We start from the raw sequence: 24342 nt of genomic DNA, 5'->3' as shown, positions 1-24342 counted from the left end.
TGGTTGGGACGCGCTGCACCTCGTCCCACTTTCCCTTTTGCTTAGAGCATGAAGTTCCCAAGTGCCCCCCCAACCCGGCAGCATCCCCGCCCATCCTCTCGGGCTCCGGGCCGATAAACCTTAAGCAGCCACCTCATCCCCGCACCCGAGCTTACCATGCAAATGTCCCGTTACTGAGACTTGCTCTCTTTTTTTCTGAAACTAAATTGTAACAGAAATATTCGTTTATCATGCCCACCCACTCGATCCTTTCCCGCCTCGTCTGGCAGCAGATGCTGCGGAAGACGATCCAGTCGCTCTTTCAGCACCCAGAAAAGGCTCAGGTGCTGATGTGTGTGACGGGGAAGTCAGGATCGGGCAAGTCCACGCTGGGGCGGCAGATCCGCAAAAAGGGGCTGCCTGGCATCTCGCCACGGCACATTGCCGTCATTGACGATGGCGTGCTGGCCGTGCCGATGTTGTTTTTTTTCACCCGGCGCATCAAAAGCAAGACACGCGAGCGGGATGACCTAGCCCCTTTTCTCCCCTACCTGCGGAAGAAAAAACTCGTCGTCTATGTAAACTCCAAACCGGAGCTTCGCCTCGCCCGGTGCGATGTGGTGCTGCGCCTGCAACTGCCAGAAGAGGAGCGCCAGCGGCGGCTCATCCAGCGGGATCACGATGGGGACGAGCGCTTTCGCCGCACGCTGAATGCCAGCGCGGAAGTGGGCATTCCAGCGGATCATGTCTTTGACTTGTGCCTGGTGGCGGCACATGATCGCGATCCGCAGCCTGCGGCCGCCCAGCCTGCCTTTACTGCCCTGTCCTGGGTCGTGAATGCAGGGCCTCTCCTCGCCAACTGGGGCACGTGGGCAGCGGACTGCTGCTGACACATGACCTTCACGTCCTGGCAATACGCCCTTTTTCTTCCCCTCGTCGTCCTGCTCTACTGGCCGCTGCCGCGCCTGGGGCGCATGGCGTTGCTCCTAGCAGCCAGTTACTTCTTTTATGGCCTGTGGGACCTGCGCTTTCTCGCGCTGCTCATGGCCTCCACAGGCATTGATTTCTTTTGTGCACGCTCCCTGGTGGGCCAGCGTGAGGCCGTGGGAAAAGTGCTCGCCACCACGCTGGCGCCGCTGCTGTGGCTGGGCGGCTGCGCCCTTTTTGGCCAGGGCCAGGTGGTCATCAGCCCCACCAGTCTGTGGGTAGCAGCGGTGTTTCCGCTGCTGTTTGTGCCAGTGCACGAAGGGCTGTGGAAACTGCCGGTGGAGGCGCGGCGGCGGGCTTTCCTCTGGCTCAGCATCCTGACGAACCTGGCGGTTCTCGGCTTCTTTAAATACTTCGGTTTCTTTGCTGAGAGCTTGGTTAGCCTGCTGCGTGTAGCCGGGATGGACCCTGGGTGGACACTGCCGCACATCATCCTGCCGGTGGCCATTTCCTTCTACACCTTCCAGTCCGTCGCCTACGCGGTGGATGTTTACAAAGGCAAGGTGCAGCCCGCCACGGACCTGCTCACCTTCTCCGCCTACCTCGCCTTTTTCCCCCAGCTCGTCGCCGGGCCCATTGAGCGCCCTGCCGCCTTCATGCCGCAGTTCACCCACGCCGCCCGCTGGGACTGGCAGCACCTGCACGTGGGCTTGCGCCTGCTGCTCATCGGCGCATTTAAAAAAGTCTTCGTCGCAGATAACTGCGCCCTCGTGGCCAACTATGTTTTTAATCCCGGGGCCACGCCCAATGCCCCCTGGGCCCTCCTCGGTATCCTCGCCTTCGCCTTCCAGATCTATGGCGATTTCTCCGGTTATACCGATCTCGCGCGCGGCTCCGCCCGCCTCCTGGGGATCGAGCTCAGCATGAACTTCCGCTTCCCCTATCTCGCCACCGGCCCGTCAGACTTTTGGCAAAGGTGGCACATCACGCTGTCCAGTTGGTTCCGTGACTACGTGTACATCCCTCTCGGTGGCAACCGCGCCGGCCTCCATCGCACTATCGCCAATCTCTGGATCACCATGCTCCTCGCCGGCCTCTGGCACGGGGCTAGCTGGACCTTCGTCCTCTGGGGCGCATACCACGCCGCCATGCAGACCGCCTACCGCCTCGTCCCACCCCTGGGTCGGTTGGAAAAGACCACCTCCGGCCCCCGCCACACCCTCGCCGTGGCTCTCATGTTCACCCTCACCCTCTTCGGCTGGGCCCTCTTCCGCGCGCAGACGCTGGATCAGCTCGGCGTGTGGCTGCACGCGCTCACCGTGTGGACCCCGGCTGCCGAGGCCTGGGGCAAACCCGCCCTGTGGCTCCTCCTGCACATCGCCCCCCTCATCCTCCTGCAACTGGCCACGCTAAAGGCGCGTGATGAAGCCCAGCTAGACCACCTCCCGTGGCTCCTGCGCGGCATCGTCTTTTTCCTCCTCTTCGTCGCCTTCGTCAGCTCGGTGGCCACAGAGCAGGAGTTCATCTACTTCCAGTTTTAGCCATGATGCGCGCCTTTACCCGCAGCTTCCTCGTCTTCGCCACCATCCTCATCGGGGCCGAGCTCGTCACGCGATTCTGCTTGGTGAAAACCATGGAGGGCCGCTTCGACTACGGTTACCACCCCACCGCCGGTTTTTATGAAACCCAGGACGGCCAGGTGGAGCTCCAGCGCAGTGGTGGCCGGCGCTTTTTCCCGCAGACCTTTGCCAAACAACGGCCTAACGGCAAGTATCGCGTCATGGTCATTGGCGATTCCGTCGCCCGTGGCAAGAGCGTCGCCCAGTCCTACACCGGCCAGTTGGAAAAAGAGCTGCGCGCCCAGGGCGTGCAGGCCGAGTGCTTTAACCTCGCCCTCCCAGGCTTCGGCTCCCGGCGCAAGGACCTCGTCCTCCAGCAGGTCATGAACTACCAGCCAGACCTCGTCATCCTGCACGTCGGCGCCACCAATGAATACGAGGACGAGCGCGAGTGGCGACGCCGCACCGACTTCAACAGCCCCCACCCAAAAAACTGGCTCATGCGCAGCCTCGTCCTGCGCCAGTTTTACGAGATGAAGACCGAAAAGCTCTACTGGCAGTGGCTGCCCCTCGCCGTGCGCAATCAAAACGGCGGCAGCGGTGATGCCGATGCCGAGCTACGCGCCTCTGCCGATGAAGCCACCCAAAAAGCCTGGCAGACCCAGGTAGAAAACGTCACCGCCCAGGGCGTACAGCGCCTCCAGGCCGCCGGCATCCGCACCGTCCTCGTCACCCAGGCCACACGCCGAAAAACCCCCCAGGGCACCTACACCCTGGACGATAACGCCGTCGATGCCTGGACCACCCGCCTCCTCGGCCCCACCGTGGCAAAGCTGCCCATGAAGACCGTCTTCACCCCCCAGCAAGCCACTACCCTCTACACCGACTCCAGCCACGTCCGCCCCGAAGGCCACACCCTCATCGCCCAGGCCCTCGCCCACCTCCTAAAAACCCAAGGCTGGCTCAAGTAGCGCGGGTCTAGAGCGATGCTGCGGTTCCCAGCACTGTAGTCCCGGCTTCAGCCGGTCAGGAAATCGCCCCTGGAAGCAACATGCCCTGTCCCGCCACTGCGGGATGCGCCGCGTCCGACTTCTAGCCGAGAGGAGCGTGGACACTCTTGTCCGCCTCCTGGGTCGCGACACACCGCACCGCCTCCCTGCACTGTAGTCCCGGCTTCAGCCGGTCAGGAAAGCGTCCCTGGTAAGGACATGCCCTGTCCCGCGAGTGCGGGATGCACCGCGTCCGACTTTCCTTGGTTAGATCTACCCCGCTTATCCAAAGCCTGCACAGCTTTCTCAATCCTGTCTTGAACCTTGTCAGAGACCTCTTTAAACAAGCGCCTACCACACGCCTGTGATTACCCCATGAACGCCGTCGAAATTGAAGAAGCCATTTCAAAACTGGCGGGTGAGCCTTTTGAGGCCCAGAGCTTTCCATATGCGTTTTTGGAAGCTTTTGGTAACAAGGCCACCACCATCCAGCGGCTAAAGAGCGGCAGTACCAATCAGTCGGATCTTCCCGGCGGCGTGCTTCAGCGCAGCAACATCCACCTCCAGGTCTGTGCGGAGGGCACCGTGCCAGAGGCTCTGGCGGCTTTGCGGGAAAGCCCGGCCACGGCCAAGCACAAGGCGAAGTTCATCCTGGCCACAGATGGGAAAACCTTCGAGGCAGAAAACCTGGGAGATGGCGGCACGGTGGTGTGTGATTACCCAGATTTTCACCATCACTTCGGGTTCTTCCTGCCTTTGGCAGGCATCACCACAGTCAGGCAGATCAGTGAAAACGCCTTCGACATCAAGGCCACTGGGCGCCTGAACCGCCTCTACATGGAGCTGCTCAAGGACAACCCCGACTGGACCACCGAAGCCCGGCGCGGCGACCTGAACCACTTCATGGCCCGGCTCATCTTCTGCTTCTTTGCGGAGGATACCGACATCTTCCACAATGTAGGCCTCTTCACCGCCACCATCGAGCAGATGAGCGCCCGGGATTCATCGAATACCCATGAAGTGATTTCGGAAATGTTCCGGGCCATGAACACCCCGGTGCGCCATGAGGGGAAGCTGGACAATCGCCACCGCGAGGCCGCAGGCATCAAGAGCTGGGCAAACGGGTTCCCGTACGTGAATGGCGGGCTGTTTTCGGAAAGTGTCGAAGTGCCGCGTTTCAGCAAGATCGCCCGTTCCTATCTTCTTCATGTGGGCGGGCTGGACTGGACCAAGATCAATCCGGACATCTTTGGCTCCATGATCCAGGCCGTGGCGGATGATGAAGAACGCGGTGCCCTGGGCATGCACTATACCAGTGTGCCCAACATCCTCAAGGTGCTGAACCCATTGTTTCTGGATGACCTGCGGGCGAAGCTGGAGGAGGCCGGGGAAAATGCCCGCAAGCTGCTGAATCTGCGCAACCGCATGGCGCGCATTAGGGTCTTCGATCCAGCCTGTGGTTCGGGCAATTTTCTTGTCATCGCCTACAAAGAGATGCGGGAGATCGAAGCAGAGATTAACCGCCGCCGTGGTGAGCCGGAGATTCGTTCCGTCATCCCCCTAACCAACTTTAGAGGCATTGAACTACGACATTTCTCCTGCGAGATCGCCCGGCTGGCCCTCATCATTGCCGAGTACCAGTGCAACGTCCTTTACCGGGGCCAGCAACTTGCCCTCGCAGAGTTCTTGCCCCTGGAAGCGGCCAACTGGATTACGTGTGGCAATGCTTTGCGCATTGACTGGCTGAGTGTCTGTCCTCCTACGGGTAAAGGCGTGAAGACGAAGGCCGAGGATTTGTTCGAGACGCCGCTGAATCAGGCGGAAATTGATTTCGAGAATGAGGGTGGGGAGACTTATATTTGCGGGAATCCGCCTTACAAAGGAAGCCAAACTCAAACAGCGAGTCAAAAATCAGAACTGGCACAAGTCTTCGATGCGCACGGGGTTTCGGCGAAACAGATTGATTATGTAGGCGGGTGGTTTCTGAAAGCCGCTGAGTATGGAAAAACTGTAAGCTGCGGAAGTGCCTTCGTGAGCACTAATTCGATATGCCAAGGACGCATTGTTCCAATTTTATGGCCTCTTATTTATAGACTTGGTTCCAAAATCAACTTTGCGCGCACCTCTTTTAAATGGGCAAACTTAGCCGCACATAACGCTGGGGTAACCGTTGTAGTAGTCGGAATTTCCAACTTGGAAATAAATAAGAAGCTTCTGTTTTCTGAAGACGCTGCTGGCCGTGACTCGGTTCGAGTAGTCAATGTCATCAACGCTTACCTGGCTCCTTCGAATGACGTTTTTATCGAAGGACGCAGACAGGCTTTAAGCGACATCTCGCACATGAGCTTTGGGAATATGCCTGTCGATGGTGGCGGTCTTCTTTTGTCAGCGAGCGAACACTCTCAATTAGGATTGGATAAAGCTGATGACAGGCTTTTCGTTAAGCGCGCATTTGGCTCAGCGGAATTTATCCGTGGAATTGTGAGATATTGCCTTTGGATTGAAGACGCCAATCTGTCAGCCGCAAAACAAAACCACCTAATCGTCGAGCGAATTGAAAAAGTGAAGTCCATGCGACTTGAGAGTAAAGACAAAGGCACGAAGTCATTAGCTGAAAAACCCCATCAATTTCGCGAGATGTATTCTTGTGATAACCATTTATTAATTGTCCCTTCAGTCTCTTCGGAAGCTCGAGAATACTTTCCAGTCGGTGTTTTGAATTCGCGCTCAACGGTCACTAACCTCGCTTTCGCTCTCTACGACGCCCCGCTCTGGAACATGGCACTCATTGCTTCCCGTCTCCACCTCGTTTGGATCGGCACGGTCTGCGGCAAGCTCAAAACCGATTATCGCTATTCCAACACCCTCGGTTGGAACACCTTTCCGGTCCCCACATTAACCGAGCAAAACAAAGCCGACCTGACGCGTTGCGCGGAGGACATTCTTCTGGCCCGGGAGGCGCATTTCCCGGCGACGATTGCGGATCTTTATGATCCGGAGACAATGCCGGACAATCTGCGGGCGGCGCATGAGCGCAATGATGAGACGCTGGAGCGCATTTACATTGGACGCCGGTTTAAGAATGACACGGAAAGGCTGGAGAAGCTGTTTGAGCTTTATACCCAGATGACTAGCACCCCGTCTGTTAGTCGTACCCCGCCGCGCTCAGCGTCAGTTGTTGCGCAAAGTAAGTCTTCCAAGTAAACAGACCTCCCAATGCCATGACGCTAGACGAAGCCTATAACAACTATGGAGAGCCGCTTTACGTCGGTTCCAAACATTTGGTTTGGAAAGATAACGCTCGGAACAGGGCTGTCAAAGCAACCCGCCCCGGCTATCTTACGGACGGAAGTGTTGTTATCATTTCCCAGCCATGGCATGAGCCGGCTGATCCTTCTTCACCTCACCCCTCCCTCGAAGAGACGACAGAGTTCATGCAAAAGTTTGGCTTCAGACAGGTGACGCTCAACGATTGGAAACGGGTGGATGGAGTCATGGCCCGGGAAGTCAAGCCCGGCGATTTCATCAAAACCAAGGATGGCGTGGTGCCCATTGATGTCCACCTGGAGGATCCGAACAGGCATGCGTAGTGTTGATTCTAGCGAGAGCAATCGTTGCACCCGGTTCGGGCAGGGTAACCACTTCAGGAATAAAGCCAAGCGTGTGGAAAAGGCATGAGCGATCTCCCTATTGGCCTCACGGACCTGCCAGACGGTTACGCCGACTGGCTGGGTGAGCTGAAAACCCGCATTCACACCGCCCGGCAACGGGCGACATTGGCGGTGAACAGCGAATTGGTGCTGCTTTACTGGCAGATTGGCCGGGACATCCTGGCCCGGCAGGCCGCGCAGGGCTGGGGTGCGAAAGTCATTGACCGGCTCTCCCAGGATTTGCGCGCCGCGTTCCCGGAAATGAAGGGATTTTCTACCCGAAACCTGAAATACATGCGAGCGTTCGCAGAGGCGTGGCCGGAATTTGAAATGGTCCAAGCGCCTCTTGGACAATTGGCAGCAGGGGAATTTTGTGCAGCAAGCGCTGCACAAATCGAACCGAATGAAATTGTGCACCAAGCTGGTGCACAATTTGATAGGAACGGAATCGTGCAAGCTCCCCTTGCACAATTGCCATGGCGGCATCACGGCGTCCTTCTCGACAAGCTCAAGAGCCGCGATGAACGGCTTTGGTATTTGAGAAAGGCCATCGAGAACAACTGGTCGCGCAACATCCTGGTGATGCAGATCGAATCCGGCCTGCTGGAGCGCAGCGGCGCGGCGGTGACGAATTTTGCGCTGACCCTGCCCAAGCCGCAATCCGACCTGGCACGGGAATGCCTCAAGGATCCTTATCGCTTCGATTTCCTCAGCCTGACCGAGGAGTCGCAGGAACGGGAGATCGAAAATGCGCTGGTCAAACACGTCACCGACTTCCTGCTGGAACTGGGGGCGGGTTTCGCCTTCGTCGGCCGGCAGGTGCTGCTGGATGTGGGGGGGGAGGAGTTCTTCATGGACCTGCTCTTCTACCACCTGAAGCTGCGCTGCTATATGGTGATCGAGCTGAAGGCGGGAAAGTTCAAGCCAGAGCATCTAGGCCAATTGAGTTTTTACCTGACGGCGGTGGATGCCCAGGTGAAACACCCCCAGGACGCCCCAACCATCGGCCTGCTGCTGTGCAAAAGCAAAAACAAGGTGGTGGCCGAATACGCGCTGCGCGACAAGGCGCAACCGCTGGGCGTGGCTGAATACCAACTGGTGGAATCCCTGCCGCCTGAACTCCAAACCAGTCTGCCGAGCATTGAGCAGATCGAAAGTGAACTGGCGGGTGATGATTTTACGGAGGAGGAAAAGGGATGAGCGACGTGATGTTGAAAACTGCAGTTGTCCGGAATTTCCGGACAACTGATACCGTGCCGAGGCCTTGGCAGCAGACGGGGAGCACATGCGCCCCGCGTGTTGCGTGGCGCGCCCTCGCACCAAGGTTCTCCACGTACTGTGAATGCAGAAATTCTCGCTGGCAAAGCATCTGGGGGCTTCGGTGGAAGGCGGGGCGCCTTCTACAGCACGCGGGGGCGCGTGCGCTCCCCGTTCCTTTTCCCAAGGTGTGAGGCGATCCTGGCCTCATGTTGAGGGCGGGACGCCCTCACTTCTTGTATAAAACCTGATTTTTGTTCTCACATCGTCGTATGAGCAGTCCCAACCAGATTCCCTCTGTCTCCGTCTCCTATGCCAGGGATGGCAGTTCCACCCAGGCCAATGCGCTGGGCATGCGGCCCATGCAGGAACTGGCTTATCAAAAACGGGGGGAGCAGTATTTACTGATCAAATCTCCCCCAGCCTCCGGCAAGAGCCGGGCGCTGATGTTCATCGCGCTGGACAAGCTGGTGAACCAAAAGCTGAAGCAGGCGATTGTGGTGGTTCCTGAGCGTTCCATCGGAGCCAGCTTCCAAAACGAACCGCTGAGCAAGTTTGGCTTTTTTGCCGATTGGAACGTGGAGGGGAAGTGGAATCTGTGTGACGCGGCAGGTTCTGAAAATGGAAGCAAGGTGGAGTCGGTGAGTAAGTTTCTCGAGAGCGACGACAAGGTGCTGGTCTGCACACATGCGACTTTCCGTTCTGCGATGGAAAAATTTGGTGCTGACGTCTTTGATGAACGCCTGATCGCCGTGGACGAATTTCACCATATTTCGGCCAATCCAGACAATCGGTTAGGCGAACATGTGCGCCAGCTCATGGCGCGGGACAAGACGCACCTCGTGGCCATGACCGGCTCCTACTTCCGGGGGGATGCGGAGGCGGTGCTCCACCCGGATGATGAATCGAAGTTTGATACGGTCACTTACACTTATTATCAGCAGCTCAATGGCTACCAATACCTGAAGCAGCTCGATATTGGTTATTTCTTCTACAGTGGCAGTTACGTGGACGACATCACCAAGGTGCTGGACTCCGATCTCAAGACCATCCTGCACATCCCACATGTGGCCTCCCGTGAGAGCACGCGGCGAGGAAAAGACACGGAGGTGAGCGAGATTCTGGGAACGCTGGGAATCTGGAAAGGGAAGGATCCGGTGACGGGATTTGATCTGGTGGAACGAGCGGATGGTCGCATCCTTAAAGTAGCCGATCTGGTAGATGATGGACCTGACCGGCATGCCAAGGTACTGGCGGCACTCAAAGACCCGACCCAAAAGAACAACCGGGAGCATGTGGACATTATCATCGCGCTGGGGATGGCCAAGGAAGGCTTTGACTGGATCTGGTGTGAGCATGCGCTGACGGTGGGCTACCGCTCCAGCCTGACGGAGATCATTCAGATCATCGGCCGGGCCACCCGTGACGCTCCTGGCAAGACGCGGGCGCGTTTTACCAATCTCATCGCCGAACCGGATGCGAGCGAGCAAGCGGTGACGGAGGCGGTGAATGACACGCTGAAGGCCATCGCCGCGAGCCTGCTCATGGAGCAGGTGCTAGCCCCGCGCTTTGAGTTCAAACCCAAGAACCCAAACAATGGCCCGACGCCTGGGTATGATTACGGTCCTGGAGGCTATGACCCGGAAAAGACCAATATGGGTTACAATCCGACGACGGGGCAAATTCAACTGGAGATCAAAGGCCTGGCAGAGCCGAAGAGCAAGGAGGCGGAACGCATTTGCCGGGAGGACCTGAATGAACTGGTGACTGCCTTTGTGCAGGACAAGCCGTCGCTGGAGAAAGGCTTGTTTGCGGGTGAGGAACTGGTGCCCGAAGAACTGACCCAGGTGCGCATGGGCAAGATCATCCAAGAGAAGTTTCCGAATCTGGACACCGAGGATCGGGAGGCAGTGCGCCAGCATGCCATCGCTGCGCTGAACTTTGTGCAACAGGCGAAAAAGGTCCTGAACGAGGGGGAAGGGGCCATCAGTGGAGCCACAGGCGGGGATGAAACCAAAAATACTTCGCTCATTGATGGAGTGAGGAAATTTGCGATGGATGTGCGTGAGCTGGACATTGACCTGATTGACCGGATCAATCCCTTTGGTGAGGCTTATGCCATCCTGGCCAAATCCATGAGCGAGGAGCGGCTGAAGCTGGTGGCGGAAGTCATAGCGGCTAAACGCACCACCCTGACACCTGACGATGCCAAAGACCTTGCAGTGCGGGCTTTCCGGTTCAAGAAGGAAAGGGGACGTCTGCCATCAGCTACATCTCAAGATCCCTGGGAAAAACGAATGGCCGAAGGTGCGGCGGCCTTCGTTCGTTTTAAAGATGAAGGGCGTTATGACTGACATTGATCTGGATGAACTGAGGTCTGAACTGGACGACTTTGCGCTGCCTGAAAAGGCGAGCGGCAGTTCGGCACGGGAACAGCGCATCATTGCGGGGTTCGAAGAGATTGAGCGATTCGTCGAGCAACACGGCAGGCGGCCTGAGCATGGAGCGGACCGTGACATCTTTGAGCGGCTGTATGCCGTGCGGCTGGAGCGGCTGCGTGCCTCCCCTGAATGCCGGGAAGTGCTGAAAGGCCGAGACTCCCATGGCCTGTTAAGAACGACTCATACAACGGCAACCGGCTTGGTTCAGGAAGACGTGGCTGAATATCATGCGGGGGCAGCCGTGGAGGCTGTGCCCTCCGATGATGAATTGCTGAATGTGCTGCGTGGAGAAGATGGCCCCGGACACGACTTGACTCAGCTTAAGCATGTGCGGTCTCGCGAGGAGATCCGCGCTGCCGAGGAAGTGGCGCAGAGAAATCCATGCAATGATTTTGATGTGTTTCGGCCCATCTTTGAAGCCGTGCAGCACGAGTTGGAGACCGGAAAACGGCAGACGCTGAAATACAAGGATAATGCCGATGTGAAAAACGGCGACCTCTTCATCTTGGACGGCCAGAAGGTGATCGTGGCGGAAATGGGGGAACCCTTTGTCAGCGACTATGGGCGTCCAGATCGCAGACTCAGAGTGATCTATGATAACGGCACCGAAAGTGACCTTCTGGTGCGCTCCCTCCAACGGGCCTTGAACAAGGACAAGGCCAGCCGCCGAATTACAGAGCCGAATCTAGGGCCGCTTTTTTCAGATGTAGAGGCGGAGGGTGACCTGTCTTCCGGCTTGATCTATGTGCTTAGGAGTTTTTCGTCACATCCGTTTATCGCTGAGAACAGGTCCGTGATTCACAAGATTGGAGTCACGGGTGGCGATGTGGGAAAACGGATCGCCAACGCCAAGAAGGATCCGACTTACCTGCTGGCCGACGTGGAAGTGATGGGCTTCTACAAGCTAGTGAATATCAACCGGACTCTGCTTGAGGCTATGATCCACAAATTCTTTGCGAGTGCCCGATTGGATTTGGAACTGAAAGACCGGTTTGGCGGCCAGGTGGAGCCGAGGGAGTGGTTTTTGGTTCCTTTGCCTGTCATTGAGGAGGCGATTCAAAAACTTCGCGAAGGTAAAATTGGAAATTACCGATATGACCCGGCGACTGCACAAATTGTGAAGGCTTGAGGGCTTCGATTGAAAGAAAAAAGGCGCAAGACCGAAGTCTTGCGCCTTGGACAGGAAGGTAGGGCGGACGGTCCTCCGTCCGCCGTTCGCGGAAGGCGCGTTGGGGACAACGCGCGCTACCTTTAATACACGCCTTCGACAATGGTCTTCTCCATCGCGCCGAAGGGGCGGACGTCGGCGACGCCGTCCCAGGCATACTGGTTGCGTGGGCGGCGGCGCATGGCTTCGTCGCGCTCCAGGAAGCGGGGCATGAAGAATTCCTTCGTAAGCGTCGTCAATTCCACGCGGCCCCAGGTGTCGTAGTCCACGACTTGGGAGGTGTTTTTCGGGTCTACCACACGCAGCACCGCACGCGGCTGGGGGGCGTAGTAGGTGACGGAGAACTGGTCTTCCGGAGTCAGCGGCACGCTGGCAGCCAGGCCCATGAGGGTGTTGCCATACGTCGGGTAGAAGCCGATGCGGCCTTCCAGCACTTCTTCCACCATGAAACGCACATACTGCGGGGTCATCGTCGTACCTCCCACAAACGCGCCACGGATGCCTGCATCATAGAGGTCCACCTTTTCAGCCAGGGCTTCCAGCAGCTTCGGTGTGGTGAACAGACCGGTCACTTTGCGGTTCTTCAGGATCAGCGTCGCCTGGTCCACCACGTGGTCCATGTACTGACGCGCCACATCGAACTGCTTGTTCGAAATGAGCTTCTTCACAAAGCGCGGGTCCAGGTCAATGAAGTAGCAGGAGCTGCCCCGGAAATTCGCCAGATGCTCGATGGCCAAACGCAGGCGGCGCGGACCCGTAGGGCCCACCATCAGCCACGCACCGCCCGGCGGGAAGTGCTCGTCCTTGATCTTGCCGCTGAATTCTTCGTAGTCCGTCTTGTAATCGTTCCAGCCGATGCGCTGCTTCGGCATCCCGGTGGTGCCGCCGGTTTCAAAGATGTTGAAAGGCTTGCCCTTAAACGCAGCAGGCACCCACACCTCAGGCTGCAAGTCGCGCAGGTTTTCGTCCTGGAAGTGATCGAACTTCGCGATCAGGTCGGCAAAGCTGTTAACCTCACCGCGAGGGTCAAAATTCTTCTTCGCGAAGTCCAGCCAGAACGGGCAGCCTGTCTCCGGGCTGAAATGCCACTGAATGGTTTCACGCACTTGCTGGTCGAGTTGGGCTTGGGCTTCTTCGGGGGTCATGATGGTTGAGAGAAAAGAGGGCGGGTGTGAATGCAGTCAAACGAAAGTCGCAAGACGTCCCTTTCTACGTCTGTGCAGCCAGATAGAATGCAAACGATGAACAGGAAGTCCAAAAACACCTGCTCAGACGAAGATTCACTGGTCTTTCCGACCCTCCATCCCATGAAAACGTCTCTCCTCGGCCTCGCTCTCGCGCCCGCCCTCCTTCTCACCTCCTGCTACGTCACCCCCGCCGGCGGCCCCTACGACGCCCCCGGCCCACGCCCAGGCCCCGGTTTCCGTGGACATCACCGCCCCGGCTCGAGTTATGGCCGCGACCGTGACCACCATGACCACGATCACCGCGACAATGATCGCGACGGCCGATATGATCGGGATCGGGATGGCCGTTACGACCGCGATGGTCGTGGCCGCCCAGGTTACGGCTACCAAGACCCCCGCAGTCCGCGCAGCCCCGGCGGCACCGTCGTCCTCCCCGGCGAAGCCCGCCGTGTCATCCACGGCGGCAGCACCTACTACACCCACCGCAACGTCTGGTATCGCCCATCCGGCTCCGGTTACATCATCGTCACCCGGCCTTATTAGTGTAAGCTGGCGTGACTGAGTCAGATCTCTCAAAGATCCACACCCCTTTATCCCACAAAAAAGGCGCGCGGCATTAGCCACGCGCCCTTTTCTTTTTCAGAATTCGTCGCGAATTACTTCTTCGCCAGTGCTTCCTTGATCGCCGTCGTCACCGCGACGTCGTCCGGCTTCACCTTGGGCTCAAAACGAGCGATGATTTTGCCATCGCGACCCACCAGGAACTTGCCGAAGTTCCACTTCACATCGCCAGGGAAGGGGGACTCTGGACCGCTCAATTGCTGATACAGAGGGTGCTTGTTTTCACCCTTCACCACCACTTTGTCATAAAGTGGAAAACTCACCTTATACTTGGAGGAGCAAAACTCTTTGATCTCTTCATTGGTCCCTGGCTCCTGACCGCCGAAGTCATTGCTCGGGAAGCCCAGGATCGCCAGACCCTCCTTTTCGAACTCCTTGTGCAGCGCCTGCAGTTCCGTGTACTGCTTTGTGTTGCCGCACTTGGAGGCGACGTTCACGATCAGCATCACCTTGCCCTCGTAGGGCTTCAGGGTCGTTTCCTTGCCGTCAATGTCCTTCACAGGAACATCGTAAAGAGAGCCCGCCGTAGCGGAAGAGGCGATGGCGACCAGCGCCAGAAGGGTAGAAAGTACTTTCATGGGGCAACAGGAACGCATGTCAGCCCCCCAGGGTTTCAGCCGAATGCACATTCCCCCTCGAAACCCGCCCAAATCCTCCTCAAGGAAAGAGATTGCCAGAATCCCCGGTTTCGTCTGAACTGCCCATCTATTTCTAAAACCATGACCCCCACCTACCCCTCCCGCCGCCAGTTTCTCCAAACCCTCACCGCCGCCGTGGCCGCCTCCGCCACCGGTCTGCGCGCAGCCGACAAAGAACCCCTCTTCAAAATCTCCCTGGCCGAGTGGTCCCTGAACAAAGGCATGTTCAGAAAGGAAGGCGCCGAACCCATCGAGCACCTCGACTTCTGCAAAATCGCCCGCAGCCTCGGCATTGATGGCGTCGAATACGTCAACCAGATGTTCGCCGACAAAGCCCTCGACAAGGCCTACCTCGACGACATGAAAAAGCGCCAAGCTGATGAAGGTGTTAAGGGGCTGCTAATCATGGTTGATCGCGAAGGCAATCTCGGCGACTCCGACGCCGAAAAACAAGCAAAAACCGTAGAAAATCACCTCAAATGGCTCGACGCCGCCCAGCACCTCGGCTGCCACAGCATCCGCGTCAACGCCGCCAGCGATCCAAAACTTAGCTACGATGAACAAATGAAACACGCCGCCCACGGCCTCCACGCCCTCTGCGTCGAAGCCGACAAGCGTGGCCTGTTTGTCGTCGTCGAAAACCACGGCGGCCTCTCCAGCCACGGCCTGTGGCTGACCGGCGTCATGAAGATGGCCGACCATGCCCGCGTCGGCATCCTCCCAGATTTCGGCAATTTCTACACCGACCGCAACAAAGGCGAGCTCTACAATCCCTACAAAGGGCTCCGTGAATTCATGCCCTGGGTGAAACAAGGTATGAGCGCCAAAGCTTATGACTGGGACACCGGTGCCGGGAAATTTTACACCGAAGACCGCCGCGAAGGCCGCGAAATGAGCCTGGACTACCAGCGTCTCATCGAAATCGTGGTTAAGGCTGGCTACCGCGGCTACATCGGAATCGAGTATGAAGGCAGCAAACACACGGAGATCGAAGGCATCAAGCGGACCAAGCAGGCGCTGGAAGAAGTGCGTGCGCTGCTAAGCTGAACCATCAGGAGGATGAAATTCCCTCTTGCCAGACTGTAAACACCCCCTACTGTCAGCTTCCCCCTCCTCCGTTCTTTGGAAAGGGGGAAGCCCTGCATACTCTGATGAAAGCCGAACTCGTCGAACAAGCTGCCCTTATCGTCAAAGATCCGCCGATCCTGATCAACATGGTCTCGAAGCGAGTGAAACAGCTTACCTCTGGCCGTGCGCCTCTGGTGGAGCGCCGCGCTGGTATGCGGGAAGCTGACATCGCGCTCATGGAAATCATCCAGGGCAAGATCAAGGCTGAATACCACGTGAAGGACGCCTAACGTTTTTTCCGTCAGTCAGGAAGCCCCTGGCCGCCACGGCTCATGACCGACGAAATCGCTACCAATCGCAAGGCCCTCCGGGATTTTCATATTCTGGAGAGATACGAGGCGGGTGTGGAATTGCGCGGCACGGAAGTGAAGTCCATCCGGCTGGGTAAGTTGAACATCAGTGACGCCTTTGCACGAGTGGAGCGTGGTCAGGTGTGGCTTTACAACATGGATGTGCAGATCTATGAAAAAGCCAGTTTCAGCCAGCATGAACCCCGGAGAACACGGCGGTTGCTTCTGCACAAGCGCGAGATTTTAAAGTTGTTTGCTCACACACAACAAAAGGGTTTAGCTCTGCCAGTACTGCGCGCCTATTGGAAAGAATCGCGAGTGAAAATCGAGATTGGTGTTGGTAAAGGTAAGACTAAAGGTGATCAGCGCGAAGACCTGAAGGAAAAGGCTGTGAAACGTGAGACCCAGAAAGTGGTGTCCAGCTTTAACCGCAAGCACGGTTGAGTTTGCCGACGAGGTATGGGGGCTTATTCCTAAAGCCCTGTGAGTTCGAAAATGAGTTCACCACGTTGATCTTCGAAAGTCTTCACTGCACTCCAACTTCCTGCCTGGGAAATCTCGTTTAGCCGCTGGTAAGGATGTCTTCCTGCGGAAGATATACCTTCGATATTTTCACTCGCCCACGACACTGATGACGATGCTGCGGGTGTGTGGTGCGCGACGATGTTCAAAGAGGAAGATGCCTTGCCAAGTGCCCAGGGCAAGGCGGCCATTCATGACGGGAATGACTTCGCTAGTACGGGTGAGGACCATGCGTAAGTGGCTCGGCATGTCATCGGGGCCTTCATGGGTATGGACAAAATAAGGCGTGTTTTCCGGTACGAGGTGGTCGAAGAAACTATGTAGATCCGTCCGTGCAGAAGGATCTGCATTTTCATAAATCACGAGCGAACAACTAGTATGTTGGACAAAAATGGTCGCGGTGCCGGTATGTACTTGGCTCTGGGCGATGATGCGTTGGCAGGCTTCAGTGATTTCATAGGTGCCTTTGCCACGAGTGTTGAGGCGAAAAGTTTCAGCGTGAGCGGGCATGCAGGAATAGGAGCCAGATGTGGGCCCGATAGTCTGATTAATGGTTAGGTGAGCTAAGACTTAGATATTGCTAGACACCATTAGCTTGCTGATTCTTCCGATTTTTTGGTTCGTGGCTTTTTTGTTTTGGGAGATGTTTTTGTTGCCGCTGTTTTGGTAGCCCGGGTTTTTTTGGCAACGGGTGTTGGTTGCGGAGCTATTTTGGCAGCCTGTTCTGTTCGCCAAATTTCTTGAGCGGCATGGAGGGTAGCTCTTTCCTGATCCAGTTCCTGCCGGGCTTGGATGAGCGCCTGCCGTTCTTGCTCAAGGAGGAGAGTCGTTTCGGTTTTTAGCGTGGGAGGCTGAACTGGAGATAAAGAAACAATGTTTTGCTGAGCCTGCTTGAGTGCATCGGCAAGGCGCAGGACTTCCTTCTGTAAAAGCGTTTGCTGGTCTTGAGATTCCTTCAATTCAGCCTGAGTTTGGGCGAGTGTTTGACGGACTTTTTCTTCTAAGTTTTTAGTCTCGTCTCTCTCTCGGCGGGCGGTTTCTGCAGCAACGTTCTCGTTACCTGTAAGCTGGGATAAATTTTGGGTTTTGAGGCGATTGTCCTGTGTGCTCCATCGCCAGCCTAAGATGAAGAAAACAACGGCTGCGGCTGTGATTAGCGGCAAGGTTTGGAGTAGGAGCCAGAGGTAGCCTTCCATGAGCAGTAGATATCAGCGAGATGGGTTCTGTTGAGCGGAGGCGGAGGGGGGCTTGCGCCAATGATGACGGAGGTGATCGTAAGCCTCGGCTGCAAAGGTATCCTCGGCCATGGTGGCAGGAAAGCCAGACGGCGTGAGACCACTTTTGGTTAGGGCGCCGGGTGTGAGGATGTCTGGACTTGCCGGGCGTTGTTTCCATACCTGACCGGGAAGTGCAAAGGCGAGTATGGGGGCTTCTGTTTCGGAGGGAAGCGCTGGCAGGCTGCGAACGGTCTGTTCTACATCCGCTGTCGGCTCGCAGGTGCCACGGGCGAGTAATGCCTCGGTGAAAATCACGGCATTGCTACCGTATGTTTGACGGGCAGCTTCTATAAGACGTGTGCGCAGACCTTCCTCGGCCAATTGTCCGGCTAGGATGACTTTGCCGGGTAAAAGGGTGAGGGTCAGAAAACTGGGCTGAGCGGGGATGGGCAGGGTGGGGATGCCCTGGGCATTGCCTTGCAGCCACTGGGTGACCATGCGGCTGTCCTCTTGGAGAAGACTGGGGGGGAGATCTGCTGGCAGGAGATCGCGCCAAGGCTGGGCTTCGCCGCCCACTTGCCAATCCACGAACTGCCATGCACTGCCGGAGAGACCTAGGGCTAGAGATTTGCCAGTGGCACCTTCGCCAATCTGTGGAAGAAGCGCTGTGGTAATGGGACCAAAGTCGGCGACAGCACGGCGTTGATCATTTACCCGCAGGTCATCCAGCACGCGCCAATCAGGGAAAGCGGTGATGACCGTATTCAGCAGTTCGCGTTTGATCTTGAGAGTGGCGATTTCTCCTCGCAAAAGCAGGCGTTGGTCACGTGCGGCCAAGAGTATGTGTGGAGGAGATAACTGACGCTGCTTTTCGGCTTCGGCCAGGCGAAGCCTCTCTGTTTCTTGATACTGGCGGGTTCTCGTGATGGCTGGCTGAATGATCGACTGCCATTCTTCCTGGCTGATCGGGTAGGTAGAAAACTGCTGGCGAAGAAGTTCATCTGGCGCGTCTAGAGTCAGCCTCTCCCACGAACTACCGAGACGCGTCAGATGAATCTGAGCGGCATCTCCACTGCCTTGGAGGCGGGGCGGAGGGAGGCGGTTGAGCGTGGTCTGAACAGAGGGGGCTTCATCGAAGCGGGCAGGGTCTGTTTTGATCTGGCTGGTGAGACGTCCACGTTCTTTGGCCCAGCTTTCTTCGAGCAGACGTGAAACATCCCGAGCTTCGTATTCAGTGGCGAGTGTGCCCTGTACAATGGCCCGGGCACCCTGGGCGGCAATCATGAGCCAACCGGAGGGGTAAGGGACAACTTCGATATGGCTGTGGACTGACGCTACAGGATTCAATCCACGGCCTAACCAAGAAAGTGTTCTCAGGCGGTGAGTGATGACTTTTTCAATTTCCGCCTTTTCGGATTCGTGGCGCACCTTTCCGGTGAGAGTAGCCTGCTGCCCACTGAATTCGACCTGGACTGCGGAATAGCCTGTAGGCACGTCCTTAAACAAGCTCGCAGAGGCGGACTCTAAATCTCGCTGCAATGCAGGCAGCCAAACTGCGCCGGCGATGAGCCAGAACAGCAAGAGCCAGAGACTGGCGATGAGCCAACGGGTGCGCGACATGCGAGACCACTGGTAGCAAGGGGGCGCGGTGGTGGCAATAACGCAGTTTAAGAGCAATGAGGACCTCTTAGAGCCGCAAGCTGCCTTCGATCGAATCGTCCATGGTTTTGCCAAGGAGAGCACCGACCATCATTTTTAACCCTGCAATGGCGTTTCCATGCTTGGTGTCCCAATAGTAGCCGTCCGTGGGTGCCACTTTGATGACGGTGATTCGAGGATCATCCACACCGCCAGTGAACCAAGTTTTAATGATAGGGTTCCACAGCTCCTGGATTTTGGATCTATCACGGGAGACAGCGGCTGTGCCATTGAGTTGGAGAAAACCGGAGTGAGCAGAGCCCTGAAAGAATAACGATACGGCGTGGTCTTCAATCACCTCTTGGTTTTTTTGACTGTCGTCCGCGCTGAGAAACCATAGATTGCCTGCGTCATCCACTTGCTGGACGCTCATGGGCCGGGCATGGTGAAATCCTCCGGTGGAGAGGGAGGTACAGAAGAAACAAGTTTGGGCTTTTTTGACGAGTTCACGAATCTTTTGGACGGCGTCTTGAGCGCTGAGGTCCTGATGATTATCTTCGGATTGCTGCTGGTGAATTGAGTTCATGAAGGCTGGGGTTTCATAGATTCGGTTTCAGCAAGAGATGTGGTTGCCCATCTCTGGCAGGCATGTCTGATCATGGGAAAGCTTTTGGGATAAAGGAATGCCCACTTGAAGAAGGCATCGTGTGGAGAATAACTTTTGCCTCCATGCGTGCTATTTTCGGCGGCTTATTTTTTCTATTTACGACGACCCTACTTCTCGCTCAAAAAGTGGTGGAGGAGCAGGGGCTGAAAACGTTCTTCACCCAGCGAGGCCTGGATGGGTGTTTTGTGGTTTTGGACCCGCAAAAGGACGTGCTGCATGTCTATAACCCTGAACGTGCCAAGGTGAGATTCCGCCCGGCTTCGACCTTTAAAATTCCGAATGCTCTCATCGGGCTAGATGTAGGTGCCGTGCAGGATTTGGACGAAATTCTTCCTTATGGTGGAACGAAGGAATGGATGAAGACCTGGGAAAAGGACATGAATCTGCGGGATGCCATGAAGATTTCGAATGTGGCGGTGTTTCACCAGTTGGCGAAACGCATCGGCCTGGAGCGGATGCAGGATAGGCTGACGGCCTTTCAGTATGGCAATGCACTGGCGAGCAAAGATATCGAGATACGCTTTTGGTTAGACGGCCCTCTGGAGATTTCAGCTCTGGAGCAGGTGGATTTTTTGCATCGCTTGGTGAGCGGAAAAGTGCCTGTGAAAGCGGAGACGCTGGAGTCCGTCAAGACACTGATCCAGTATGATAAGAAATCTGGTGTAGCGATCTATGGCAAGACGGGCTGGCTAGGCTCCAAGGGCACTCAGGTGGGCTGGTGGGTCGGCTGGGTGGAGAAGGAGGGTCAGTCCTATCCCTTTGCTTTGAATGCAAGAATCAAGTCCCTCGAAGATGCAAAACATCGCATCCCGATCGCTCTGGATTGCCTGCAAAAGCTGGGGTATTGGTGAGACTATTCTGCGAGACGGATCTGGACGATGACGTCCATGTGCTGCTTGCCCTTGCCGCGGAAGCGACCGCTTACAGGCTTGGCATCGTCATAGTCGCGACCGATGGCGAGTTTGATATAGCGGGTATCGGCCTCGCGATTGTGGGTGGGGTCCCAGGCCTTCCAGCCATAGTTAGGCAGGAAGATTTCCGTCCAGGCATGGGAAGCCTCATTTTCATCTCCCGTTTTGCCATTGTAGAAGTAACCGCTGACATAGCGGGCTGGGATGCCCTGGCTACGGCATAGGGCGAGCATCACGTGGGCATAGTCCTGGCACACTCCACGGCGATCTTTCAGCGCCTCGGCGGCGTTTGTGTGGACGTGGGTCCAGTCGGGATCATAGGAAAAGATGCTGTGAACATGCTGGCCGAGTTTGACAGAGTCTGCCCAGATGTCTGAGACGGAGTGGCCGATGATGTCCACGGCCTCGCGCCAAATGGCGACGTTTTGAGAAACAAACTTGGATTCGACGACAAAGTCGAAATAGTTCTCGTTCACCTTGGGGTCGTTCAATGCATCGAGTGAGAGAGCCTCAGGGATGGAGGTGCGTGCATCCTGGCGTGTTTCGATGAGCGAAACGGCCTCTACCTCTAAGGTTTCGTGAGGCTGATGGAGCTCGAAATGATCCACTCGATTGAGATAAAAATCCCGGTGGGTGTGCATGGGCACATTTGGATTGATGCGCAGGTCGAAATTTGCGCAGCGCTGGAGGGGATCGGAAACGGGGCAGAGACGGGCATCATTGTAGCTATCGAGCACAGGCCCATCGTAGTGGAAGCGCGTGAGGTGGCGCACGCGGAGGCGCATTCCAGAGGGCGGCGTGATGGCGGGTGAAGAATCGGGCATCCAAGAGGGGCGGGATGTTCTCAGGCAGGGGGGAAGAATGGGTAAATAATCGAGAACCGACAGCAAGAAGAAATCACATTTGCTGCCGGTTATCACCCAGGCGTCACCTGCCTAAGAGGCTCACTGCTGCTGTTGTTCTTGCTGCTGGTGAAAGCGGATTTCTGCCTGCATATCCACCGGGGGGTGATACATAAAAGTGGTGTAAAGATGTTCACCAAGAGCGCCAATTTCACGCTGCACTTCGGCCAGAAACTCATGAAGACCGCGACCAATGATATCTTTGGTGGTGGTAAAATTCAGGTTGTTCAGAAACTTGCCGAAACGATGTTCTCCTTCACTGCGATATTCGCCAGCCGGTGTGCCAGCGATGAGGTGGGCAAAGTCATCCATCTGCTGAAGGCAGAACATGAGCGAGCGGGGGAAGGTGTCTTCGAAGATAAGGAACTCGATGACCTTGGCGAAAAGAATATCAGCGACGTAAAAGCGACGGTAAGGCTCTACCGCACTGGCGGAACGGAGCACGGCCTGCCACTGCGCGGCATCTACGGCACCGCCCACATCCGTGACCTTGGGCAGGAGGATGTGGTACTTCATGTCCATGAGGCGCGTGGTTTTATCCGCACGCTCCAAGTATTTGCCAAACTGGATGAACTCGAAGCCCTCGTTTCGAGAGAAGGTGGAAACGGTGATGCCCTGGAAAAGATGGGAGTAGTATTTGATCTGGTCGTAAAAGGCGCTGGCTCCGCCATCCCAGATGTTTTCAGGGTCACTGTTTTTGATGAAGTGGTAGGCGTCATTTAGCACCTCCCACATCTCGCTGGAGATTTGGTCACGCACCTGGCGGGCGTTTTCACGGGCGTTGCCGATGCAGGTGAGGAGCGAATTGGGGTTCTCCTGACGGAAGGTGACAAACTCCATCACGCTTTCGCTGTCGGCGACTTCGTAAAGTTGGAAAAAGAGGTCCTCATCACCCGTAGAGCGAAGAATGGGTAGCCAGTGCTCTTTCATGGTCTCGTCAGAGACTTGGCCGAAATCTAGGATGATCTGCAAATTGACGTCCACAAGACGAGCGAGGTTTTCAGCTCGTTCCAGGTAGCGACTCATCCAGTAAAGGCTGCCTGCGACGCGGGAGAGCATCACGTTGGCCTGTTTGTGGCGGGCGACTTCTTCTTGGGTTGGGGGTGACTTGGGCATGGTCGGGAAAGGGGAAAGGAATGAAAGATAATGAGTGGGGTCGGGAATGATGAGCTGCGGATCTGCATCATTCGGGGACGGAGTTTCTCAGTACCCAGGTATCCTTCGAGCCCCCTCCTTGAGAGCTATTCACGACCAAAGAGCCTTTCTTCAAAGCCACGCGAGTGAGCCCACCGGGAGTGACGATGATCTTTTCCCCGTAGAGGATGTAGGGCCGAAGGTCAATGTGGCGGCCTTCAAACTGGTCCCCCGTCCAGGTGGGGTGACGGCTGAGCGAGATGGGGTCCTGCGCGATGAAATTGCGCGGGTTGTCCTCGATCATCACGCGGAATTCTTCGATCTCGGCTTTTGAGGCCCAGGGGCCCATGAGCATGCCATAACCACCGGCTTCGTTCGCTGATTTGACGACAAGCTTGTCCAAATTCGCTAGGATGTGAGCGCAGTCTTTCGGCTCAGAAGCAAGGTAAGTATCCACATTCGGGAGGATGGGATCTTCACCGAGGTAGTACTTGATCATGTGGGGCACAAAGTAATAGACCACTTTGTCATCGGCCACGCCTGTGCCGATGCTATTGGCGAGGCTGACATTGCCTGCGCGGTAGGCATTCACCAGGCCGGGAACACCGAGAAGGGAATCTGCCCGGAAGACAGAGGGATCTAGGAAGTCATCGTCAATACGGCGGTAGATGACATCCACCTTCACAAGGCCTGCGGTGGTGCGCATGTAAACCTTAAAATCACGGACGACGAGGTCGCGGCCTTCGACGATGGGAATCCCCATCTGGCGGGCGAGGAAGGCATGCTCAAAGTAGGCGCTGTTAAAAACACCCGGCGTGAGGAGCACGCAGTTCGGCGCGTCATTGGCCTTGAAATTCGCCGGGGCACAATACTGCATCACTTTCAGGAGCTCTGCTGGGTAATTGCTGACGGAGTGGACGCCGCTGGCCTTGAACAACTCTGGAAAAGTCCGCTTCAGGGCAGCTCGGTTTTCCAGCATGTAACTGGCACCGGAGGGACAGCGAAGGTTATCCTCCAGCACGAGGTAGCGGCCATCTTTGTCACGAATGAGGTCCGTGCCGCAGATGTGGACGTAGATGTCCTTGGGCACTTCGATGTGCATGAATTCCCGGCGGAAGTGCTTGGCACTCAGCACATACTGGGGTGGGATGATGCGGTCCTTGATGATCTTTTGCTCATGATAGATGTCATGCAGGAAAAGATTCAGCGCGGTGATGCGCTGGATGAGGCCTTTTTCGACAATTTCCCATTCCTCTGCCGCAATGACGCGGGGCACACAGTCGAACGGGAAAATACGCTCTGTGCCCTGTGAGTCGCTGTAAACAGTGAAGGTGACGCCGCCACGCATGAAGGAGGCCTCGACCGCCGACTGCTTGTTGCGGAATTCGTTAGGTTCCACGTCGTTAAGTGCCGCCGCTACGCTACGGTAGTGCGGACGGGTGACGCCATTGGCAGTGAACATCTCATCGAAGAAGTTCTCCGGCTGGTAGTTGTCGAAAAGCATGGTGGTTGTAGCC

At 56.5% G+C, this 24342-nt stretch carries 22 protein-coding genes; 13 read left to right on the top strand and 9 right to left on the bottom strand.

Going from position 1 to position 24342, the window contains the following annotated elements; all coding sequences use genetic code 11:
- Positions 1-230 precede the first annotated feature (230 nt).
- The 8 genes from HNQ64_RS22910 to HNQ64_RS22875 all read left to right on the top strand — a co-directional run bounded on the left by HNQ64_RS22910 (position 231) and on the right by HNQ64_RS22875 (position 11931).
- Complete coding sequence (locus tag HNQ64_RS22910) at positions 231-869, top strand: AAA family ATPase (protein ID WP_184213013.1); 639 nt, start codon at positions 231-233, stop codon at positions 867-869.
- 3 nt (positions 870-872) lie between these two features.
- A complete protein-coding gene (locus HNQ64_RS22905) occupies positions 873-2447 on the top strand; it encodes an MBOAT family O-acyltransferase (RefSeq protein WP_184213011.1) in 1575 nt (524 codons plus the stop codon).
- Between the two features lie 2 nt (positions 2448-2449).
- Positions 2450-3436, top strand: coding sequence for an SGNH/GDSL hydrolase family protein (locus HNQ64_RS22900; RefSeq protein WP_184213009.1), 987 nt, complete (start codon positions 2450-2452; stop codon positions 3434-3436).
- Positions 3437-3829: 393 nt separating this feature from the next.
- Entirely contained in the window at positions 3830-6658 is a 2829-nt protein-coding gene (locus HNQ64_RS22895) for a class I SAM-dependent DNA methyltransferase (RefSeq protein ID WP_184213006.1), read from the top strand.
- 17 nt (positions 6659-6675) lie between these two features.
- Positions 6676-7044: a hypothetical protein gene (locus tag HNQ64_RS22890; protein ID WP_184213004.1), complete on the top strand. Its 369-nt coding sequence runs from the start codon at positions 6676-6678 to the stop codon at positions 7042-7044.
- A gap of 84 nt (positions 7045-7128) precedes the next feature.
- Positions 7129-8304 carry a PDDEXK nuclease domain-containing protein gene (locus HNQ64_RS22885; protein WP_184213002.1) on the top strand — a complete coding sequence of 392 codons (1176 nt, stop codon included), beginning with the start codon at positions 7129-7131 and terminating at the stop codon, positions 8302-8304.
- 329 nt (positions 8305-8633) lie between these two features.
- The gene (locus HNQ64_RS22880; RefSeq protein WP_184213000.1) at positions 8634-10715 is read left to right on the top strand and encodes a DEAD/DEAH box helicase; all 2082 of its coding nucleotides are present in this window, start codon (positions 8634-8636) and stop codon (positions 10713-10715) included.
- Positions 10708-11931, top strand: a complete 1224-nt coding sequence (locus tag HNQ64_RS22875) for a GIY-YIG nuclease family protein (protein WP_221305541.1) — start codon at positions 10708-10710, stop codon at positions 11929-11931. Before HNQ64_RS22880 ends, HNQ64_RS22875 begins: the two co-directional genes overlap by 8 nt.
- Before the next feature lie 122 nt (positions 11932-12053).
- Here the strand turns inward: HNQ64_RS22875 and HNQ64_RS22870 are convergent, their stop codons facing one another.
- The gene (locus HNQ64_RS22870) at positions 12054-13115 is read right to left on the bottom strand and encodes a phenylacetate--CoA ligase family protein (RefSeq protein ID WP_184212996.1); all 1062 of its coding nucleotides are present in this window, start codon (positions 13113-13115) and stop codon (positions 12054-12056) included.
- Positions 13116-13277: 162 nt separating this feature from the next.
- Between HNQ64_RS22870 and HNQ64_RS22865 the strand changes: the two genes are divergently transcribed.
- Entirely contained in the window at positions 13278-13700 is a 423-nt protein-coding gene (locus HNQ64_RS22865; RefSeq protein ID WP_184212994.1) for a hypothetical protein, read from the top strand.
- Positions 13701-13813: 113 nt separating this feature from the next.
- Here HNQ64_RS22865 and HNQ64_RS22860 read toward each other — a convergent pair whose 3' ends face one another.
- Entirely contained in the window at positions 13814-14356 is a 543-nt protein-coding gene (locus tag HNQ64_RS22860) for a glutathione peroxidase (RefSeq protein ID WP_184212992.1), read from the bottom strand.
- 141 nt (positions 14357-14497) lie between these two features.
- Between HNQ64_RS22860 and HNQ64_RS22855 the strand changes: the two genes are divergently transcribed.
- From HNQ64_RS22855 to smpB, 3 genes are all read left to right on the top strand, one after another.
- A complete protein-coding gene (locus HNQ64_RS22855) occupies positions 14498-15463 on the top strand; it encodes a sugar phosphate isomerase/epimerase family protein (protein ID WP_184212990.1) in 966 nt (321 codons plus the stop codon).
- A gap of 104 nt (positions 15464-15567) precedes the next feature.
- Positions 15568-15774 (top strand): DNA-directed RNA polymerase subunit omega, encoded by a 207-nt coding sequence (locus HNQ64_RS22850; protein WP_184212988.1) that lies wholly within the window; start codon positions 15568-15570, stop codon positions 15772-15774.
- 42 nt (positions 15775-15816) lie between these two features.
- Positions 15817-16278, top strand: a complete 462-nt coding sequence (gene smpB / locus HNQ64_RS22845) for an SsrA-binding protein SmpB (RefSeq protein WP_184212986.1) — start codon at positions 15817-15819, stop codon at positions 16276-16278.
- A gap of 168 nt (positions 16279-16446) precedes the next feature.
- Here the strand turns inward: smpB and HNQ64_RS22840 are convergent, their stop codons facing one another.
- The 4 genes from HNQ64_RS22840 to HNQ64_RS22825 all read right to left on the bottom strand — a co-directional run bounded on the left by HNQ64_RS22840 (position 16447) and on the right by HNQ64_RS22825 (position 19797).
- Positions 16447-16866, bottom strand: coding sequence for a secondary thiamine-phosphate synthase enzyme YjbQ (locus HNQ64_RS22840; RefSeq protein WP_184212976.1), 420 nt, complete (start codon positions 16864-16866; stop codon positions 16447-16449).
- 80 nt (positions 16867-16946) lie between these two features.
- Positions 16947-17552 carry a hypothetical protein gene (locus HNQ64_RS22835; RefSeq protein ID WP_184212974.1) on the bottom strand — a complete coding sequence of 202 codons (606 nt, stop codon included), beginning with the start codon at positions 17550-17552 and terminating at the stop codon, positions 16947-16949.
- Between the two features lie 12 nt (positions 17553-17564).
- Positions 17565-19193: a BON domain-containing protein gene (locus HNQ64_RS22830; RefSeq protein ID WP_184212972.1), complete on the bottom strand. Its 1629-nt coding sequence runs from the start codon at positions 19191-19193 to the stop codon at positions 17565-17567.
- A 67-nt stretch (positions 19194-19260) separates the two neighbouring features.
- Positions 19261-19797: a pyridoxamine 5'-phosphate oxidase family protein gene (locus HNQ64_RS22825; protein WP_184212970.1), complete on the bottom strand. Its 537-nt coding sequence runs from the start codon at positions 19795-19797 to the stop codon at positions 19261-19263.
- Positions 19798-19940: 143 nt separating this feature from the next.
- Between HNQ64_RS22825 and blaOXA the strand changes: the two genes are divergently transcribed.
- A complete protein-coding gene (gene blaOXA / locus HNQ64_RS22820; RefSeq protein ID WP_184212968.1) occupies positions 19941-20729 on the top strand; it encodes a class D beta-lactamase in 789 nt (262 codons plus the stop codon).
- A gap of 2 nt (positions 20730-20731) precedes the next feature.
- Here the strand turns inward: blaOXA and HNQ64_RS22815 are convergent, their stop codons facing one another.
- The 3 genes from HNQ64_RS22815 to HNQ64_RS22805 all read right to left on the bottom strand — a co-directional run bounded on the left by HNQ64_RS22815 (position 20732) and on the right by HNQ64_RS22805 (position 24329).
- Positions 20732-21613, bottom strand: a complete 882-nt coding sequence (locus HNQ64_RS22815) for a transglutaminase family protein (RefSeq protein WP_184212966.1) — start codon at positions 21611-21613, stop codon at positions 20732-20734.
- A 120-nt stretch (positions 21614-21733) separates the two neighbouring features.
- A complete protein-coding gene (locus tag HNQ64_RS22810; protein WP_221305540.1) occupies positions 21734-22807 on the bottom strand; it encodes an alpha-E domain-containing protein in 1074 nt (357 codons plus the stop codon).
- 67 nt (positions 22808-22874) lie between these two features.
- On the bottom strand, positions 22875-24329 hold the full coding sequence (locus HNQ64_RS22805; RefSeq protein WP_184212964.1) for a circularly permuted type 2 ATP-grasp protein: 1455 nt from the start codon (positions 24327-24329) through the stop codon (positions 22875-22877).
- Between the last annotated feature and the right edge of the window lie 13 nt (positions 24330-24342).

Source organism: Prosthecobacter dejongeii (genome assembly GCF_014203045.1).
GTDB lineage: Bacteria > Verrucomicrobiota > Verrucomicrobiia > Verrucomicrobiales > Verrucomicrobiaceae > Prosthecobacter > Prosthecobacter dejongeii.
The sequence above is the reverse complement of the archived record's forward strand: the minus strand, read 5'-3'. Positions and strand labels throughout refer to the sequence as shown.

What these genes read in the sequence shown, in the direction of transcription:
- HNQ64_RS22890 (WP_184213004.1), top strand. Translation starts at nt 6,676, where the DNA reads ATGACGCTAGACGAAGCCTATAACAACTATGGAGAGCCGCTTTACGTC.
- HNQ64_RS22825 (WP_184212970.1), bottom strand. Translation starts at nt 19,797, where the DNA reads ATGAACTCAATTCACCAGCAGCAATCCGAAGATAATCATCAGGACCTC.
- HNQ64_RS22830 (WP_184212972.1), bottom strand. Translation starts at nt 19,193, where the DNA reads ATGTCGCGCACCCGTTGGCTCATCGCCAGTCTCTGGCTCTTGCTGTTC.
- HNQ64_RS22905 (WP_184213011.1), top strand. Translation starts at nt 873, where the DNA reads ATGACCTTCACGTCCTGGCAATACGCCCTTTTTCTTCCCCTCGTCGTC.
- smpB (WP_184212986.1), top strand. Translation starts at nt 15,817, where the DNA reads ATGACCGACGAAATCGCTACCAATCGCAAGGCCCTCCGGGATTTTCAT.
- HNQ64_RS22860 (WP_184212992.1), bottom strand. Translation starts at nt 14,356, where the DNA reads ATGAAAGTACTTTCTACCCTTCTGGCGCTGGTCGCCATCGCCTCTTCC.
- HNQ64_RS22910 (WP_184213013.1), top strand. Translation starts at nt 231, where the DNA reads ATGCCCACCCACTCGATCCTTTCCCGCCTCGTCTGGCAGCAGATGCTG.
- HNQ64_RS22865 (WP_184212994.1), top strand. Translation starts at nt 13,278, where the DNA reads ATGAAAACGTCTCTCCTCGGCCTCGCTCTCGCGCCCGCCCTCCTTCTC.
- HNQ64_RS22805 (WP_184212964.1), bottom strand. Translation starts at nt 24,329, where the DNA reads ATGCTTTTCGACAACTACCAGCCGGAGAACTTCTTCGATGAGATGTTC.
- HNQ64_RS22875 (WP_221305541.1), top strand. Translation starts at nt 10,708, where the DNA reads ATGACTGACATTGATCTGGATGAACTGAGGTCTGAACTGGACGACTTT.
- HNQ64_RS22835 (WP_184212974.1), bottom strand. Translation starts at nt 17,552, where the DNA reads ATGGAAGGCTACCTCTGGCTCCTACTCCAAACCTTGCCGCTAATCACA.
- HNQ64_RS22870 (WP_184212996.1), bottom strand. Translation starts at nt 13,115, where the DNA reads ATGACCCCCGAAGAAGCCCAAGCCCAACTCGACCAGCAAGTGCGTGAA.
- HNQ64_RS22850 (WP_184212988.1), top strand. Translation starts at nt 15,568, where the DNA reads ATGAAAGCCGAACTCGTCGAACAAGCTGCCCTTATCGTCAAAGATCCG.
- HNQ64_RS22840 (WP_184212976.1), bottom strand. Translation starts at nt 16,866, where the DNA reads ATGCCCGCTCACGCTGAAACTTTTCGCCTCAACACTCGTGGCAAAGGC.
- HNQ64_RS22895 (WP_184213006.1), top strand. Translation starts at nt 3,830, where the DNA reads ATGAACGCCGTCGAAATTGAAGAAGCCATTTCAAAACTGGCGGGTGAG.
- blaOXA (WP_184212968.1), top strand. Translation starts at nt 19,941, where the DNA reads ATGCGTGCTATTTTCGGCGGCTTATTTTTTCTATTTACGACGACCCTA.
- HNQ64_RS22815 (WP_184212966.1), bottom strand. Translation starts at nt 21,613, where the DNA reads ATGCCCGATTCTTCACCCGCCATCACGCCGCCCTCTGGAATGCGCCTC.
- HNQ64_RS22855 (WP_184212990.1), top strand. Translation starts at nt 14,498, where the DNA reads ATGACCCCCACCTACCCCTCCCGCCGCCAGTTTCTCCAAACCCTCACC.
- HNQ64_RS22880 (WP_184213000.1), top strand. Translation starts at nt 8,634, where the DNA reads ATGAGCAGTCCCAACCAGATTCCCTCTGTCTCCGTCTCCTATGCCAGG.
- HNQ64_RS22810 (WP_221305540.1), bottom strand. Translation starts at nt 22,807, where the DNA reads ATGCCCAAGTCACCCCCAACCCAAGAAGAAGTCGCCCGCCACAAACAG.
- HNQ64_RS22900 (WP_184213009.1), top strand. Translation starts at nt 2,450, where the DNA reads ATGATGCGCGCCTTTACCCGCAGCTTCCTCGTCTTCGCCACCATCCTC.
- HNQ64_RS22885 (WP_184213002.1), top strand. Translation starts at nt 7,129, where the DNA reads ATGAGCGATCTCCCTATTGGCCTCACGGACCTGCCAGACGGTTACGCC.